Origin of the sequence: Paraburkholderia ferrariae NBRC 106233, assembly GCF_000685035.1 — a bacterium.
Taxonomy (GTDB): Bacteria; Pseudomonadota; Gammaproteobacteria; order Burkholderiales; family Burkholderiaceae; genus Paraburkholderia; species Paraburkholderia ferrariae.
Genome location: NZ_BAYB01000012.1, coordinates 308,301 through 322,542 on the forward strand (window position 1 = coordinate 308,301; position 14,242 = coordinate 322,542).

General features: G+C 65.8%; 15 protein-coding genes. 3 read left to right on the forward strand and 12 right to left on the reverse strand.

All coding sequences use genetic code 11. The features are described 5' to 3' along the window. Positions 1-49: 49 nt before the first annotated feature. The 6 genes from BFE01S_RS15265 to BFE01S_RS44295 all read right to left on the reverse strand — a co-directional run bounded on the left by BFE01S_RS15265 (position 50) and on the right by BFE01S_RS44295 (position 5,207). On the reverse strand, positions 50-751 hold the full coding sequence (locus tag BFE01S_RS15265; protein WP_028226274.1) for a glutathione binding-like protein: 702 nt from the start codon (positions 749-751) through the stop codon (positions 50-52). Positions 752-945: 194 nt separating this feature from the next. Further along, positions 946-2,205 carry an acyl-CoA dehydrogenase family protein gene (locus BFE01S_RS15270; RefSeq protein WP_028226275.1) on the reverse strand — a complete coding sequence of 420 codons (1,260 nt, stop codon included), beginning with the start codon at positions 2,203-2,205 and terminating at the stop codon, positions 946-948. Between the two features lie 52 nt (positions 2,206-2,257). Beyond that, positions 2,258-3,364: a phosphotransferase gene (locus BFE01S_RS15275; RefSeq protein WP_028226276.1), complete on the reverse strand. Its 1,107-nt coding sequence runs from the start codon at positions 3,362-3,364 to the stop codon at positions 2,258-2,260. Between the two features lie 60 nt (positions 3,365-3,424). After that, complete coding sequence (locus BFE01S_RS15280; RefSeq protein WP_028226277.1) at positions 3,425-4,144, reverse strand: histidine phosphatase family protein; 720 nt, start codon at positions 4,142-4,144, stop codon at positions 3,425-3,427. 44 nt (positions 4,145-4,188) lie between these two features. After that, positions 4,189-4,977, reverse strand: coding sequence for an oxepin-CoA hydrolase, alternative type (locus tag BFE01S_RS15285; protein WP_028226278.1), 789 nt, complete (start codon positions 4,975-4,977; stop codon positions 4,189-4,191). Further along, positions 4,974-5,207 carry a hypothetical protein gene (locus tag BFE01S_RS44295; protein WP_156967017.1) on the reverse strand — a complete coding sequence of 78 codons (234 nt, stop codon included), beginning with the start codon at positions 5,205-5,207 and terminating at the stop codon, positions 4,974-4,976. The genes BFE01S_RS15285 and BFE01S_RS44295 overlap by 4 nt, the downstream gene beginning before the upstream one ends. A 116-nt stretch (positions 5,208-5,323) precedes the next feature. Here BFE01S_RS44295 and BFE01S_RS15290 point away from each other — a divergent pair, with 116 nt between their 5' ends. After that, entirely contained in the window at positions 5,324-5,965 is a 642-nt protein-coding gene (locus BFE01S_RS15290) for a glutathione S-transferase family protein (RefSeq protein ID WP_028226279.1), read from the forward strand. 79 nt (positions 5,966-6,044) lie between these two features. On the opposite strand, the gene BFE01S_RS15295 is transcribed toward BFE01S_RS15290, so the two are convergent. Next, positions 6,045-7,235: a pyridoxal phosphate-dependent aminotransferase gene (locus BFE01S_RS15295; RefSeq protein ID WP_042337681.1), complete on the reverse strand. Its 1,191-nt coding sequence runs from the start codon at positions 7,233-7,235 to the stop codon at positions 6,045-6,047. A gap of 97 nt (positions 7,236-7,332) precedes the next feature. Then, the gene (locus BFE01S_RS15300) at positions 7,333-7,857 is read right to left on the reverse strand and encodes a PIN domain-containing protein (RefSeq protein WP_028226281.1); all 525 of its coding nucleotides are present in this window, start codon (positions 7,855-7,857) and stop codon (positions 7,333-7,335) included. A 66-nt stretch (positions 7,858-7,923) separates the two neighbouring features. Between BFE01S_RS15300 and yaaA the strand changes: the two genes are divergently transcribed. Beyond that, positions 7,924-8,715 carry a peroxide stress protein YaaA gene (gene yaaA / locus BFE01S_RS15305; protein WP_028226282.1) on the forward strand — a complete coding sequence of 264 codons (792 nt, stop codon included), beginning with the start codon at positions 7,924-7,926 and terminating at the stop codon, positions 8,713-8,715. A 15-nt stretch (positions 8,716-8,730) separates the two neighbouring features. Next, the gene (locus BFE01S_RS15310) at positions 8,731-9,894 is read left to right on the forward strand and encodes a M14 family metallopeptidase (protein WP_028226283.1); all 1,164 of its coding nucleotides are present in this window, start codon (positions 8,731-8,733) and stop codon (positions 9,892-9,894) included. 76 nt (positions 9,895-9,970) lie between these two features. On the opposite strand, the gene BFE01S_RS15315 is transcribed toward BFE01S_RS15310, so the two are convergent. The 4 genes from BFE01S_RS15315 to BFE01S_RS15330 all read right to left on the reverse strand — a co-directional run bounded on the left by BFE01S_RS15315 (position 9,971) and on the right by BFE01S_RS15330 (position 13,902). Beyond that, positions 9,971-10,657 (reverse strand): BspC domain-containing protein, encoded by a 687-nt coding sequence (locus BFE01S_RS15315; protein WP_028226284.1) that lies wholly within the window; start codon positions 10,655-10,657, stop codon positions 9,971-9,973. Between the two features lie 219 nt (positions 10,658-10,876). Further along, on the reverse strand, positions 10,877-11,551 hold the full coding sequence (locus BFE01S_RS15320; RefSeq protein WP_028226285.1) for an energy-coupling factor ABC transporter permease: 675 nt from the start codon (positions 11,549-11,551) through the stop codon (positions 10,877-10,879). 9 nt (positions 11,552-11,560) lie between these two features. Beyond that, a complete protein-coding gene (locus BFE01S_RS38685) occupies positions 11,561-12,487 on the reverse strand; it encodes a helix-turn-helix transcriptional regulator (RefSeq protein WP_042337710.1) in 927 nt (308 codons plus the stop codon). A gap of 200 nt (positions 12,488-12,687) precedes the next feature. After that, positions 12,688-13,902 (reverse strand): DUF2863 family protein, encoded by a 1,215-nt coding sequence (locus BFE01S_RS15330; protein WP_028226286.1) that lies wholly within the window; start codon positions 13,900-13,902, stop codon positions 12,688-12,690. Between the last annotated feature and the right edge of the window lie 340 nt (positions 13,903-14,242).

The following is a 14,242-nucleotide window of genomic DNA, read 5'->3' on the forward strand; positions in this document are numbered from 1 at the left end:
TAGCCGGACGCCCCTTCTTTTTGCGCCCCGTTTTGCGCCCAGGCGGTGCTCAGTGCTTCGCGTACTGCGTCGCGCCGAACAGCACTTCGCGCGCCTTGTCGTCGGTGATGGGCTTGCGGGCCGACGCCAGCACTTCCACGCCGCGCCTGACCGCCGGGCGCGCCGCGATGGCCTCGTGCCAGCGCTTCACGTTCGGCAGCGCGTCGAGGTCGATGCCCTGGTTCTGCCACGAGCGCGTCCACGGAAACGCGGCGATATCGGCGATGGTGTACTCGTTGCCCGCGAGGTATTCGGTCTTGCCGAGCTGCGTGTCCATCACGTTGTAGAGGCGCTTCGCCTCGTTGGTGTAGCGGTTCACGGCGTATTCGATCTTCTCGGGCGCGTAGAGGCGGAAGTGGTGCGCCTGGCCGAGCATGGGGCCGAGGCCGCCCATCTGGAACATGACCCATTGCAGCACGTCGTAGCGCGCGGCGAGGTCCTCGGGCATGAACTTGCCCGTTTTCGCGGCGAGGTAGATGAGGATCGCGCCGGACTCGAAGAGCGAGAACGGCTTGCCGTCTTCGCGCGCCGGGCCTTCGGGATCGACGATGGCCGGGATCTTGTTGTTCGGGCTGATGGCGAGAAAATCGGGCTTGAACTGGTCGCCCGCACCGATATCGATGGGATGCGCCCGGTACGGGAGACCGGTTTCCTCCAGCATGATGTGGACTTTATGGCCGTTCGGCGTGGCCCAGCTATAGACGTCGATCATCGTGGCTCCAAGGCACGGTAGAAGGGCGGCGGGCGGCCCGTGGCGCGTCGCCGGATCTCGCGGAAATTAGCATAGTTCGAGACGGGTTGCCGAAGGCGAACCGGAGCCCGCGTTGGCGGCAGGGCTATCGGGGCCGCCGTGCCCACCGTGCCGATCTCGGCCGGACGGGCACGGCAGCCGTTCAGCGCGGCCGGTCAGGAGCGCGTGACCGGCAGCTCGACGCGCGAGGCCGCGTCGGCATCCATATGCTTCGCCAGTTCCAGCTTGGCGATGGCGTTGCGGTGGACCTCGTCGGGGCCGTCGGCGAAGCGCAGGGTACGCGCCGACGCATACGCATAAGCGAGCGGGAAGTCGCCGCTCACGCCGGCCGCGCCGTGCACCTGCATCGCCCAGTCGATCACCTGGCAGGCCATGTTCGGCGCCACCACCTTGATCATCGCGATCTCGCCGCGCGCGCCCTTGTTGCCTACGGTATCCATCATGTAGGCCGTCTTGAGCGTGAGCAGGCGCGCCTGGTCGATCATGCAGCGCGCTTCGGCGATGCGCTCCTGCGTGACCGTTTGCATTGCCACCGGCTTGCCGAACGCGACGCGCGAGAGCGCCCGTTTTGCCATGAGTTCGATCGCGCGCTCGGCTAGGCCGATCAGGCGCATGCAGTGGTGGATGCGGCCCGGCCCGAGACGCCCCTGGGCGATCTCGAAGCCGCGGCCTTCGCCCAGCAGAATGTTCGAAGCCGGCACGCGCACGTTTTCGAGCGCGATTTCCATGTGGCCGTGCGGCGCGTCGTCGTAGCCGAATACCGTGAGCGGACGGCGCACGGTGATGCCGGCGGCGTCGGCGGGCACGAGAATCATCGACTGCTGGGCGTGGCGCGGTCCTTCGGGATCGGTCTTGCCCATCACGATATAGACCGCGCAGCGCGGGTCGCCCGCGCCCGAGGACCACCACTTCGTGCCGTTGATCACGCACTCGTCGCCGTCGCGTTCGATGCGCGTCTGGATGTTGGTCGCGTCCGAGGACGCCACGTCCGGCTCGGTCATCAGGAATGCCGAGCGAATCTGCCCTTCCAGCAGCGGCTGGAGCCACTCGCGCTTGTGCGCCTCGCTGCCGTAGCGCTCGATGGTTTCCATGTTGCCCGTGTCGGGCGCGCTGCAGTTGAAGACTTCCGGCGCCCAGTACACGCGGCCCATGATCTCGCACAGCGGCGCGTACTCGAGATTCGTGAGTCCGGCGCCGCGCACCGAGTCGGGCAGGAACAGATTCCACAGTCCCGCTTCGCGCGCCTTCACCTTCAGCGTCTCGACGATGTCGGTCGGCACCCACGGGTTGCCGTTCGCGCGGTTGCGCTCGACTTCCTCGTGATAGACGGACTCGTTCGGGTAGATATGTTCGTCGAAGAACGCGAGCAGCTTTTCGCGCAGTACCTGGACTTTCGGGGTGTAATCGAAATTCATCTATGACCTCGCCTTGAAAGTATCTGTCGTGCCGGTGTCGTGTCTGCCTGGGCTAGCGCACCTTCTGCGCGTAGCGCCACGCGAGTTCGGCCATGGGCCGCGCGCGGCTGCCCGCGTCCACGGCCTGGGCGCTCGCCGCGGTGCCGTCCACGACGCGCTTCATGATCCCCTGCAGGATGGCTGCGATGCGGAACATGTTGTACGCGAGATAGAAGTTCCAGTCGCCGCGAATTTCGAGGCCGGTGCGCTCGCAGTAGCGGCGCACGTAGTCCGCTTCGTCGGGAATGCCGAGCGCCGCCCAGTCGAGCCCGCCGATGCCGCGGAACTGCCCCGGATCGACGTGCCAGGCCATGCAGTGGTACGAAAAATCGGCGAGCGGGTCGCCGAGCGTCGATAGCTCCCAGTCGAGCACGGCGAGCACGCGCGGCTCGGTGGGATGGAAAATCAGGTTGTCGAGCCGGTAATCGCCATGGACGACCGAGACGCGCGAACCCGTGTCGCCGGGTATGTGCTGCGGCAGCCATTCGATGAGGCGGTGCATGGCCTCGATCGGCTCCGTTTCCGACGCCTGATACTGGCGGCTCCAGCGATCGATCTGGCGTGCGAAATAATTGCCGGGCTTGCCGTAATCGCCCAGTCCCACGGCTTCGGGGTTCACGTTGTGGAGCGCCGCCATCACGCGGTTCATTTCGTCGTAGATCGCGGCGCGCGCTTCGCGCGTCATGCCGGGCAGCGACTGGTCCCACATCACGCGGCCTTCCACGAACTCCATCACGTAGAACGCGCGGCCGATCACGGCTTCGTCTTCGCACAGCGCGAGCATTTTCGCCACGGGCACGTCGGTGCCGCCGAGTGCGTCCATGACGCGATACTCGCGCTCGATGGCATGCGCGGACGGCAGCAGCTTCGCCTTCGGCCCGGGCTTCGCGCGCATCACGTAGGTGCGCTTCGGCGTAACGAGCTTGAAGGTGGGATTGGACTGGCCGCCGGCGAACTGCTCGACGGCCAGCGGCCCGGCGAAGCCTTCCACGTGCGCCGCGAGCCAGGCAGCCAGCGCCCCGGTATCGAAGCGTTGTCGCTCGGCAACCGGGCGCGTGCCTTCGAACGCCGAGTAGTCGGTTTGCTTCGGGGTGTCTCCATCCGTCGTGGCTTGCGCCATGTCTGTCTCCCTTCTTGTGTCGATCCGGTGCGCGGGCGCGTGCCCCGGCTCCGCTTCGCGCTAACCGTGCGGCCGATAGCGCAGAAATTGCGCGTAAAGCATTTCCATCGTCGTGTTGCGCACGTCGCGGTGCAGCGTAGACGGCGGCGCAAAATTGAGCAGGCGCACGACCCAGTCCGCGTTTGCCGCGCCCACGTCGAGCGCGTTGATGCAGCCCGTGGCCTGGGCGAGGTGCCCGAAGAACGTGCGCCCGCCCGCCGTGATCGCGTGCGAGAGGATCGCGCGGTTCACGCCGCCGTGCAGCACGAGGAGCGCCGTGTCCCACGACGGATCGGCGCGCAGCCTGGCGATTTCGGGCAGCACGCGATCGAGCAACTCGCCTATCGTTTCGCCGCCGAGAAAGCGCATGTCTTCGGGGACGATGCCCTCGAAGACGCGCAGGAACGCGTTCTCGATTTCATCGGGCGACATCGCGGCGAGACGTCCGCCGCGAATCTCCTGCCAGGCCGGCTGCACTTCGAGATCGATCTGCTGGCCCGTTTCGGCAAGCACGAGCTGTGCCGTTTCGACCGTGCGCCGCAGGCCGCTCACGATCACGCGGTCGAAATGCACCGCTTGCGAAGCAAATGCGCGTCCCGCCGCCGTGGCTTGCGCGCGGCCGTTGTCGTTGAGCGGCACCGTGTCCGGGTCGATGGCGCGGCCCGAATCGTCGAAGTAGGTGACGTCGCCGTGACGCATCAGATAGAGGCGGCGGCGCGTGGGCATCTGGAAATCGCTCATGGGCGGGTTCGCGGGTCGGCTTGTACGGGTGATGGGTACGCGTTTTACTTGTACACGGGCGCGCGTTTTTCGAGGAAGGCCGTCATGCCCTCCAGCCCGTCGCGATGATGGAGCGAGGCGACGAAGCTCTCGCGCTCGGCGACGAGGTGCTCGGCAAGCGGCTGCGCGTCCGCCACGTTGACGAGTCCCTTGATGCGCGTCATCGAGTTCGGCGAGATTTTTGCGAGGTCGTCGGCCCAGGCGAGCGCGGCGTCGAGCGCCGTATGCGGCTTCGCGAGGCGGTTCACGACGCCCAGTTCGGCCAGCCGCGCCGCGCCAATGGGCTTGCCTTCGAGCATCACTTCGGTGGCGAGCTGGCGGGGCAGCGCGCGCGCGAGGAACCACGAGCCGCCGCCGTCGGGCGTAAGGCCCACGCGCGCATACGACATCACGAATTTCGCATCTTCGGCGGCGACGAGGAGGTCGGCGGCGAGCGCAAGCGAAAAGCCCGCGCCCGCGGCGGCGCCTTCCACGGCGGCGATCACCGGCTTGCTGCACTGGCGCATTGCCGTGACCCAGCCCGCGAGCATGTCGATGCTGGCGGCCTGCACGGAAGGATCCCTGGCGCGGTTTTCGAGCAGGCGGTTCAGGTTGCCGCCTGCGCAGAAGAAGTTGTCGGCGCCGGTCAGGACGATGGCGCGCAGCGAGTTGTCGCGTTCGGCGGAGTCGAAGGCTTCGATGGCGGCGGCGTACATGTCGGGATGCAGCGCGTTGCGCGCGCCGGGGTTCGACAGCGTCAGGACCAGCGTCGATTCATGGCCTTGCGGCCGGGTGCTGCGGAGTTCGGCGCTCATGAGCGGACCTCGTTCGAAAAAGGAATGCGGGCGCAGCCGGGTCGGCTCGTGCGCGGGCCTCGCGAGGCACGGCGCGTGAGCGTTGCAGGTGGGGCGGTGAAGGGGATGGCAAGAGGGATGGCGAGAGGGACGGCGCGGGCCGCCTCTTCGCCGCACTTGCCTTTTGCGGCAAGTTTCGCGAAGGTGTCGGCGGTGCCGGTTGTCTCAATGTTGAAATGATGGGAAGTCATTGGAAACTTCACTCCATGATTGGCCTAGAATAGCACGGTCGTACATTTCTTAGAAAACAGATTGGCGGTCGCTGGCCGTGGCACCCGGCCGGCCGCCTTCCCAAGGAGGAACGAAGATGATCAAGCTGCACGGTTTCGCGCTCTCGAACTACTACAACAAGGTCAAGCTCGTGCTGCTCGAGTACGGCATCGCCTTCGAAGAAGTGTTGGACAAACTGCCGCTTGGCGAGCCGCTGCTCGCGCAATCGCCCGCCGGCAAAGTGCCGTTCCTCGAAACCGAGCACGGCTGCCTGAGCGAATCGGCCGTGATCGTCGAGTATCTGAATGCCCGCTTCCCCGAGCGCGGGATTTTTGCCGCAGACCCGTGGCAGGCCGCGAAGGAGCGCGAACTGATTGCCTTCGTCGAAACGTACCTCGAACTCGAAGCGCGCGAGCTGTACAGCGAGGCATTCTTCGGCGGCAAGCTGAGCGACGAGGTGAAGGCGACGGCGCAAGCGCGCCTGCGCCGCTATATCGCGAGCTTCAAGCGGCTCGCGAAGTTCGCGCCTTACGTGGCGGGCGAGCGCTTTGGCGCGGCGGACGCGGCGACCTTCGTGAGTCTGCCACTCGTCGCGATGACGACGCAGCGGATCTACGGCGAGGACTACGTGGCCGCAGCCGGCATCGACTGGAAAGCCTATGTGAAGCTCGTGGGCGAGCGGCCGGCGGCGCAGCGCGTGAACGCCGAGCGCAAGGCCTACATCGAAGCGAATTCGTAGGCGCGGGTTTGCCCGCGTGGGCTCGCGCGATGATCGGGAACGCCCGGCCGTTCGCGGATTCATCGCGCGGGGGTTGCGCTCAGAGGCGCGCGAGACGTTCGAGCGCGCTCGCGAGCGTGCTTTCCTGCTTCGCGAAGCAAAAGCGCACGACGCCCGATTCGTGCGCCTCGTGATAGAAGGCCGAAACCGGAATGGCCGCCACGCCGATCTCGCTCGTGAGCCACTTCGAAAACTCGGCCTCGGGCAGATCGCTGATCGCCGAATAATCGACGCACTGGAAGTAGGTGCCGTCGCACGGAAGCAGCTTGAAGCGCGTGTTCGCGAGGCCCGCGCGGAAGAAGTCGCGCTTCTTCTGATAGAAGGCCGGTAGTTCCAGGTAGGGCGACGGGTCCCGCAGATACTGGGCGAGGCCCACCTGCATCGGCGTGTTCACGGTGAAGACGTTGAACTGGTGGACCTTGCGGAATTCCGCGGTGAGCGGCGCCGGCGCGGCCACGTAGCCCACCTTCCAGCCCGTCACGTGATACGTCTTGCCGAAGCTCGACACGATGAAACTGCGCGCCGCCAGTTCCGGATAGCGCGCAACGCTTTCGTGCGGCGCGCCGTCGTACACCATGTGCTCGTAGACCTCGTCGGAGAGGATCAGCACGTTCGTGCCGCGCACGATCTCTTCGAGCTTGCGCATGTCCCCGGCGCGCCAGACCGTGCCGGTCGGGTTGTGCGGCGTGTTGATGAGGATGAGGCGCGTTTTCGGCGTGATGGCGGCCGCGAGGCGGTCAAACGGGATCGCGTAGTCCGGGGCTTCGAGCGTGACGAACACGGGCTTGCCGCCGGCGAGTTCGATCGACGGCAGGTAGCTGTCGTAGGTCGGCTCGATCACGATCACTTCGTCGCCGGGATGCACGGCGCACAGGATCGCGGTGAGGAGCGCCTGGGTGGCGCCCGCCGTCACCGTAATCTCGCTCGCCGCGTCGTAGCGGCGGCCGTAGATGCGCTCGATCTTCCCGGCAATGGCCTCGCGCAGCGCGCTCACGCCTGCCATCGGCGGGTACTGGTTGTGCCCGTCACGCATGGCTTGCGCCACGGCATCGACGATGCGCGGGTCGCAGTCGAAGTCGGGGAAGCCCTGGCCCAGGTTCACCGCGCCTTTTTCGGCCGCGAGCGCGCTCATCACGGTGAAGATCGTCGTGCCGACGTCCGGCAGACGCGACGGAAATGAGGGCGTGAGCGGCGTGGCCGGCGATTCGTGCGACAGATGCGATGCGTTCATGGCGCGAAAGGGGTGTCGGGTGGAGTCGGAAAATCTGATTTTAGGCAAATGCGGACGAATCGGCGCGTCTTCACGCGCCTCGCGGCAGGCGCCGGCCTCAGGCGGGGTTGTCTGTGGCAGGGCCGGAAGTCGCCGCGAGCCCGGTTTCGGCCACGAAGACAGCGGGCGTCGCCACGCGGAAACCGAAGTCGCGCGCCATGCGCCGCGCGAGCTTGAGCACGGCGCGGTCCTTCGAAACGAGCCATGCCGCGCCGGCTGCGCGCGCGAGTTCGAGGAACTTCTGGTCGTCGCGGTCCTTGCATGGCGGCAGGGGGCGCGCGTCTTCGGGCAACTCGGGCGGCACGATCTCGCAGGCGAGGCGCGCGATCGCAGCGATCGCTTCGGCCTTTTCGACGCCGCGCCCCGCGAACTGCGGATAGTCCAGCACGTAGGTGAATTCCGCGCGGCAGCGCGCGTCGATCAAGGCCCGCAACGCGCCGCTTTCGAGCCCCGCGCGTATCGGCCGCGTGTGCGGATCGTCGAACACGATGATATCGAGCCACACGTTCGAATCGAGAACCACGGGGAGCGCCGCGAGGGCGCCGGAAGGAGCGGGAGAAGGCGAGGGCGGAAAACCGGTCATTCGTGACATTCGCTACAATCGGGCTTTCGCCTTTGAACATCGGCACTTTCGTGCCTGCAAGCCTCTATGATAATCGTTCTGTCGCCGGCCAAATCGCTCGACTACGACACGCCGGCGCACGTCGAAACCCACACGCTCCCCGATTTCATCGATGACGCGGCCGAACTGATCGACGGATTGCGCCGTTTGTCGCCGCAGCAGATCGGCACGCTCATGAGCATTTCCGATCCGCTCGCGCATCTGAATTTCCAGCGCTACGCCGACTGGTCGAAGCGGTTCAGCAAAGCCAACTCGAAGCAGGCCGTGCTCGCGTTCAACGGCGACGTGTACGAAGGCTTCGATGCGAAGTCGCTCGCCCGCGCCGATCTCGACTACGCACAGCAGCACGTGCGCGTGCTTTCGGGGCTCTACGGCGTGCTGCGTCCGCTCGACCTGCTGCAGCCGTATCGCCTCGAAATGGGCACGCGCTTCGAGAACGCGCGCGGCAAGGATCTCTATGCGTTCTGGGGCGAGCGCATCACGCACGCGCTCAACGCGCAGCTCGAATACAACGCGCGGCACGCGAAGGGTGCGCAGGTGCTCGTGAACTGCGCGTCGAACGAGTACTTCAAGGCGGTCAAGCCGAAGCAGCTCGCGGCGCCGGTCGTCACGCCCGTCTTCGAAGACTGGAAGGGCGGCCGCTACAAGATCATCAGCTTCCACGCGAAGCGCGCGCGCGGCTTGATGGCGCGCTATGCGGTGGAGCATCGCATAGCCGAGCCCGAGGCGCTCAAGGGTTTCGACGCCGAAGGCTACGCGTTCGATGCGCAGGCATCGAACGATTCGACTTACGTATTCCGCCGGCGCATTGCCGAATAAGCGAAGGGAACCGTCATGACGCTATCCATTACCAGCCAGTTCGACGCCGGCGCGATCGAAGTCCTCTCGTGCGAACGCGCCGACGACATCCGCCTGCGCGTGCGGGCCGACAACCGGTCCGAGTTCGCACAATGGTTTTACTTCCGGCTCAGCGGCGCGCGCGGCGAGCGCTGCGTGATGACCTTCGAGAACGCGGCGGCCTGCGCGTTTCCTGAAGGCTGGCGCAACTACCAGGCCGTGGCGAGCTATGACCGCGTGAACTGGTTCCGCGTGCCGACCTCGTACGACGGCCAGAAGTTCACGATCGACCATACTCCCGATTTCGACCGGATCTACTACGCGTATTTCGAGCCGTACGGCGAAGAGCGCCATTCGGAGTTCCTCGGCGCGCTGCAGCAACTGCCGCATGCGACGCTCACCGAACTCGGGCAGAGCGTCGAAGGGCGGCCGATGTCGCTGCTCACGCTGGGCACGGCGGGCGAAGCCACGCCGGAGGGCAAGCCCAGGAAGACGGTGTGGATCATCGCGCGCCAGCATCCGGGCGAGACGATGGCCGAGTGGTTCGTCGAGGGGCTCGTGAAGCGGCTGGCGGGCTGGGGCGACTGGGCCGGCGATCCTGTCGCGCGCAAGCTCTACGACCGTGCCGTGTTCCATATCGTGCCGAACATGAACCCCGACGGCAGCGTGCACGGCAACCTGCGCACCAATGCGGTGGGCGCGAACCTGAACCGCGAGTGGATGGAGCCGGACGCGCAGCGCAGTCCCGAAGTGCTCGTGGTGCGCGAAGCGATCGAGGCCACGGGTGTCGATCTGTTCTTCGACATCCATGGCGACGAGTCGCTGCCCTATGTGTTCGTCGCGGGATCGGAGATGCTACCGGGCTTCACCGAGCAGCAGCGCGTGGAGCAGAAGGCATTTATCGACGCGTTCAAGATTGCGAGCCCCGACTTCCAGGACGAGCACGGCTACGAAGCGAGCCGCTATCGCGAGGACGCGCTCAAGCTCGCCTCGAAGTACATCGGCCATCGTTACGGCTGCCTCTCGCTCACGCTCGAGATGCCGTTCAAGGACAACGCGAACCTGCCGGACGAACGCGTGGGCTGGAACGGCGAGCGCAGTGCTTCGCTCGGTGCCGCGATGCTGCAGGCCATCCTGCACCACGTGGAGACCTTCGCGTAAGACGGCGCGTGCATGAGAAAAGGGGAAGCGGTGCGAGCCGCTTCCCCTTTTTCGTTTGTTGGCCAGGCGTGTGTGCTTACTGCGACGAAGTCTTCTTTTTGGAAGCCGTCTTCTTCGTGCTGGCCTTCTTGCTCGTGCTGCCCGACGCGGGCGACTTGTGGTTCGACTTGCCCGATGCGCCTTTTTTCGTGGACTTGCCCGTGGCCTTTTTGCCCGACGACTTGCCGTGCGCGTTGCTGTGCGCGTTGCTGTGCGCGTTGCTGTGCGCGTTGCTGTGCGACGACCCGGCGCGCTCGCTACGCGCGCGCGCGGGCGGCACGGGGTCGTTCCAGCTGAACGCAAGCATCTGGTTGCCCACATAGCCGCAGCGGAACTTCAGATCGTAGGGTCCTGCGTTGCCGTTCTGCGCGATGCCGATGCCGTCGACCGTCACGATCGTATCGACCTTGACGCGCTGCTTGCCCTCGTCGAACGAATCGTTCCAGGGCGTGACGGTGGCATGCGCGCTATCGAACGACGAAGGGGGAAACTCCACGTGATCGAGCGCGGTCGATGTGCTGGCGACGAAGTTGCCGTGCGCGGCGCAGTCGGCGACCAGCGGGTCGGCATGCATCTGGGTGATGAAGGTGTTGACGAGATCGTTGTGCTGATCGACCTGATCGGCCCGGGCGGGCAGTGCCACGATGAGCGCGAAGCTCGTGGCGCATGCCGCCAGTTGGCCGGCGATCGTCAGCAACCGGTGTGAGGCAGAATTGCGGTCCATCGGGTTGGCGTCGAAGCGGGGTAGAGCGTCTGGCCCAGTAAGAGCCCGCGACGCAGGGACGAGTTCAATCCTGAAACAATTATTTTGTGTCTCCGTTGTGGCGAACCCTATGCTGGGTGCTCATGAGCGTGAGGACGGCGTTGCAAGACCGCGGCACTCTGTCGCGCCGCGGTGAAAGCAGTGTAGCGCAGAGGCGGCTGTGCCTCGTGGAGGCAATGCTCAGGTACGCGGCCCACCCAGCCGGTAGCGGCGCACGTCGTAGGTCGTGACCCAGGCCGGACGATAGACGGCGATCAGTGCGGTGGCCATGCCGGTGAACCAGGCTTCGCCCGAAGCGAGCAGGAACACGCTGAAGGCATAGCCGGCCGGCACGGCCATCATCGATCCGCCCGTGAGCGCAACATGGACGCCGAGTGCGAGATACGCGGCGGCGGCCACGGCGATGGCCGGCGAGACGAACCCCGGGCCGACGATGAACATGAAGAGGTTGCGCGGCAGCCAGGCAATGCAGGCGCGCTGAAGCAGTGCGGAGACGCCCACCGGGAAGGCGCCGAATACGAGGAAGGTGAGCGCCACGCCGTCCCAGGGCGAATCGAAGACGAGCGCCGCAAGCGCGACGACCGCGGCCATGGCCACGAGCGCGAGATCCCAGTCGAAGAGTGTCACCACCAGTGTTGCGCCGAGCAGATGCAGCACGGTGCCGTCTTCGAGCCACGCATTGCTCGCCCACAGCACGGAGACGGCCACGATGATCGCGAGCCAAACGTGCTGGAGCGTTGCGTCCTGGAGGCGCTTGAACGGGTTCCGCCATATCGCGAGCGCGAGCAGGCCCAACGCGGCAATCCAACCACCGACGATGGCCCACAACGGAAGCGGCGTATAGAGGAACCCCATGGCTTCATATTACTCGTTGGATGACAAAACGTGTGTGCGAGCTGACGCTTGCGGGTCGTCCAGGCTGCCGTCGGCTCCTGCCTCCGGGTCGCTGCACTGCGTGAGCGCGGGCTCGCCCCACGGGTAGTCGGGTTCGGCAGCCATCGCCAGCGGTGCCTCCGTGTCGCCTGTCCGCAACGGGTAGCGGAACGGGGAGTTTTCGCGCTGCCGCAGCGGCACTGGACCGTGTGCGCCGTGCACGGGTTTCGGCGCGAGTTCGAAGCGGGCGCGCAGCACTTCGAGCTGGTTGGCGAGCAGACCGTTATAAATCGCGACGGCCGCGGCCCGGTTGGGCGCACCGAGCTGCTGGAAGATGCTGGTCAGGTGGATCTTGACGGTGCCTTCGCTGATACCCAATGCGCGGGCGATCATCTTGTTCGTGCTGCCCATGTGAACACAACGCAGGATCTGCTCCTGGCGCGGCGATAAACGAACCAGCGGGCGGTGCGGACGCCGCATGGCCTCGTGCGTGCCCGGACGGGCCGGCGGTTGCGGGGCGGGCCACGGATCGGTCAGGACGTCGGTGGGCAGATGATTGCCGCCGAGCAGGATCAGCTCGAGCAGTTTCACGATCAGGATCGAGTCGGTAGTGCGGCGGATGATGCCGCGCGCCCCTTCGTCGAGCAGGTTTCGGACCGCGCTGGGCGAGGCTTCGGCATCGACGATGACGGCGATGGGCACGGTGCGGTAGCGATGGGCGAAGTCGTGGAGTTCTCCCCTGCGGATGCCGGCGTGCCAGTCAACCACGAAGAGATCTGGCGTGAACCGCTGCATGGCACGTTCGGCATTGCGCCAGTCGGCGGCGTCGTTAAAGCGCGCACGACGGTCGATTTGTCTGAGCAGCGCCTTGAGCCCTTGGCGCCGTTCGGCATCCGGATTGAATACTGCAAACCGCATGAACATGCCCTCCTGTGCTGGTTTTGATGGTCTCTCGAAAAGGATGCGTGGCGCATGTACTGAACGCGGCCGCCGAATCGGACCAACATCGCCATCATGACAAAAAGCTTGCGCCGTGGCGGCCTGTCCAGAAGGCTTAGGACTGAGGGTAAAAAAAGTCCCGCTCGCAGGCGGGACCAGGTCAAAAACGGGCGGTTGGGTTAGTGAAAATGCGGCTGTGCAGGCTCCGCATCTTCGGGCATTTCGGCGTGGACGATCTCGCCTAGCGGGTCCGCATAGAGCGGCACGCCGCAGTCGTCGCAATATTCCGGCTCGAAACGGCCGGCGTGGCGGCGGATGTCGGTGATACCCGATTCCTTCAGCAGCGCCACGATCTCTTCGAGCGGGCCGTTGTTGACGCTTTCCTCCGTCGGTTCTTCGTCGATGTCGGCGTCGCCGTTTTCGCGGCCATACAGCGGCCAGACGACGCCATAGAGGACGTCATTGCTGCCGCGGCGCGTGAAGCCGATGCGATATTCGTCGATGCGGCGCTCGCCGAAGCCGGCCACGACGGCGCGCAGTTCCTGTGCGCCGGTGCCGATGGTGTCGAGCAGATAGCGAACCGCGGTGCGGATGGTGTGCGGACGCACGCGTTCGTCGGCATCCCGGCAGGCCGAGTAATACGCGTCGGGCAGCAGGCATTCGAATTCGCAGCCCGGCATCACGACGGCAAGATTGGCGCCGCCCTGGGTCGCCCACTGTTCGAGGCACTGGCCGCGCTCGATGCGCGAGCCGTGCTCCTCTTCCTGCCAGCGGAAGAGCGGCGCGCCGACCGGGGCGGCTACGACGGCCAGCAGGAAGCGCGGATCGGCGAGTATCGGCGAGGTCTCGGGCAGCTCGCCGGCGCTGATCTTTGCTGCGCTGCCAGTCAGTGCCGCATTCGAGAGCTGTTGCGCGAGGCGCCAGGTTTCGACGTGATGGCGCGGCAACTGGTCGATGCTATAGAGATAGGGCGCCATCGCGACGCGCGTGCCGTTCGCCAGCACGTGCGCCTGGAGATGCGTGCGCAGGGCGTCGGCATTGTCGGCCTTCAGCGGGCCCGAAGGGATGACGTAGCGGGTCCAGGCGAGCACGGGTGCGGCGACGAGCAGCGCCTCGTATTGCGTGCCCTCGTGTTCGACGATGAACGACTCGCTGTGCGTCTCGGCCATGTCCGCCAGGGCGCCGTAGGCATCCGGGTGGTTTTGCTGCAGATGGTCGAGCGCGGCGTCGAGCGTCGTCTGGTTGCCGTTGCGCACGACCTTCGCTAGCAAGGTGTCGAGCTTGGCCTCCCAGAAACGGTCTTCGGTGCGGCTGCCCGAGGCGAACAGGGCGAGCGACAGGCCGACGAGTTTGTCGGCGTCTGGTGGGAGGCGTTTGGCGATTCGCGAGCGCATAAATCTGTGAGTTGGAATGCGGAGAACCCCATATTCTAGTCGGTTCCGTGCCCGCCATCGGTTTGCGCTGCAGCATCACGACTGGCATATATGGCCAGGGCACGTGCGCCGGGCTGGTTGAGGGGGCGGGTGATGGGGCTATGCACCTCATCCAGATGGACTGGACGATAGATAGAGGCTGGATAGTGGCGTTACGGGCTGCCGGGTTGGGCCTTGTCAAAAAACCGCTTGCCAGAACGGAAGCGGGTCTCTAGAATGCCGGTCTTTCGCGCTTTCCTTGAGAGCGCGGGGAGACGGGAAGCCCCCCGGGAAACCTTGTGGGGCTTGAGTCTGCGGGTGA

Bases quoted from the DNA above. Each gene is read 5' to 3' on its own strand.
- BFE01S_RS15285 (WP_028226278.1), bottom strand. From the start codon at position 4,977: ATGAGCGCCGAACTCCGCAGCACCCGGCCGCAAGGCCATGAATCGACG.
- BFE01S_RS15300 (WP_028226281.1), bottom strand. From the start codon at position 7,857: ATGACCGGTTTTCCGCCCTCGCCTTCTCCCGCTCCTTCCGGCGCCCTC.
- BFE01S_RS15310 (WP_028226283.1), top strand. From the start codon at position 8,731: ATGACGCTATCCATTACCAGCCAGTTCGACGCCGGCGCGATCGAAGTC.
- BFE01S_RS15270 (WP_028226275.1), bottom strand. From the start codon at position 2,205: ATGAATTTCGATTACACCCCGAAAGTCCAGGTACTGCGCGAAAAGCTG.
- BFE01S_RS44295 (WP_156967017.1), bottom strand. From the start codon at position 5,207: ATGACTTCCCATCATTTCAACATTGAGACAACCGGCACCGCCGACACC.
- BFE01S_RS15315 (WP_028226284.1), bottom strand. From the start codon at position 10,657: ATGGACCGCAATTCTGCCTCACACCGGTTGCTGACGATCGCCGGCCAA.
- BFE01S_RS15265 (WP_028226274.1), bottom strand. From the start codon at position 751: ATGATCGACGTCTATAGCTGGGCCACGCCGAACGGCCATAAAGTCCAC.
- yaaA (WP_028226282.1), top strand. From the start codon at position 7,924: ATGATAATCGTTCTGTCGCCGGCCAAATCGCTCGACTACGACACGCCG.
- BFE01S_RS15320 (WP_028226285.1), bottom strand. From the start codon at position 11,551: ATGGGGTTCCTCTATACGCCGCTTCCGTTGTGGGCCATCGTCGGTGGT.
- BFE01S_RS15295 (WP_042337681.1), bottom strand. From the start codon at position 7,235: ATGAACGCATCGCATCTGTCGCACGAATCGCCGGCCACGCCGCTCACG.
- BFE01S_RS15330 (WP_028226286.1), bottom strand. From the start codon at position 13,902: ATGCGCTCGCGAATCGCCAAACGCCTCCCACCAGACGCCGACAAACTC.
- BFE01S_RS15275 (WP_028226276.1), bottom strand. From the start codon at position 3,364: ATGGCGCAAGCCACGACGGATGGAGACACCCCGAAGCAAACCGACTAC.
- BFE01S_RS15280 (WP_028226277.1), bottom strand. From the start codon at position 4,144: ATGAGCGATTTCCAGATGCCCACGCGCCGCCGCCTCTATCTGATGCGT.
- BFE01S_RS38685 (WP_042337710.1), bottom strand. From the start codon at position 12,487: ATGCGGTTTGCAGTATTCAATCCGGATGCCGAACGGCGCCAAGGGCTC.
- BFE01S_RS15290 (WP_028226279.1), top strand. From the start codon at position 5,324: ATGATCAAGCTGCACGGTTTCGCGCTCTCGAACTACTACAACAAGGTC.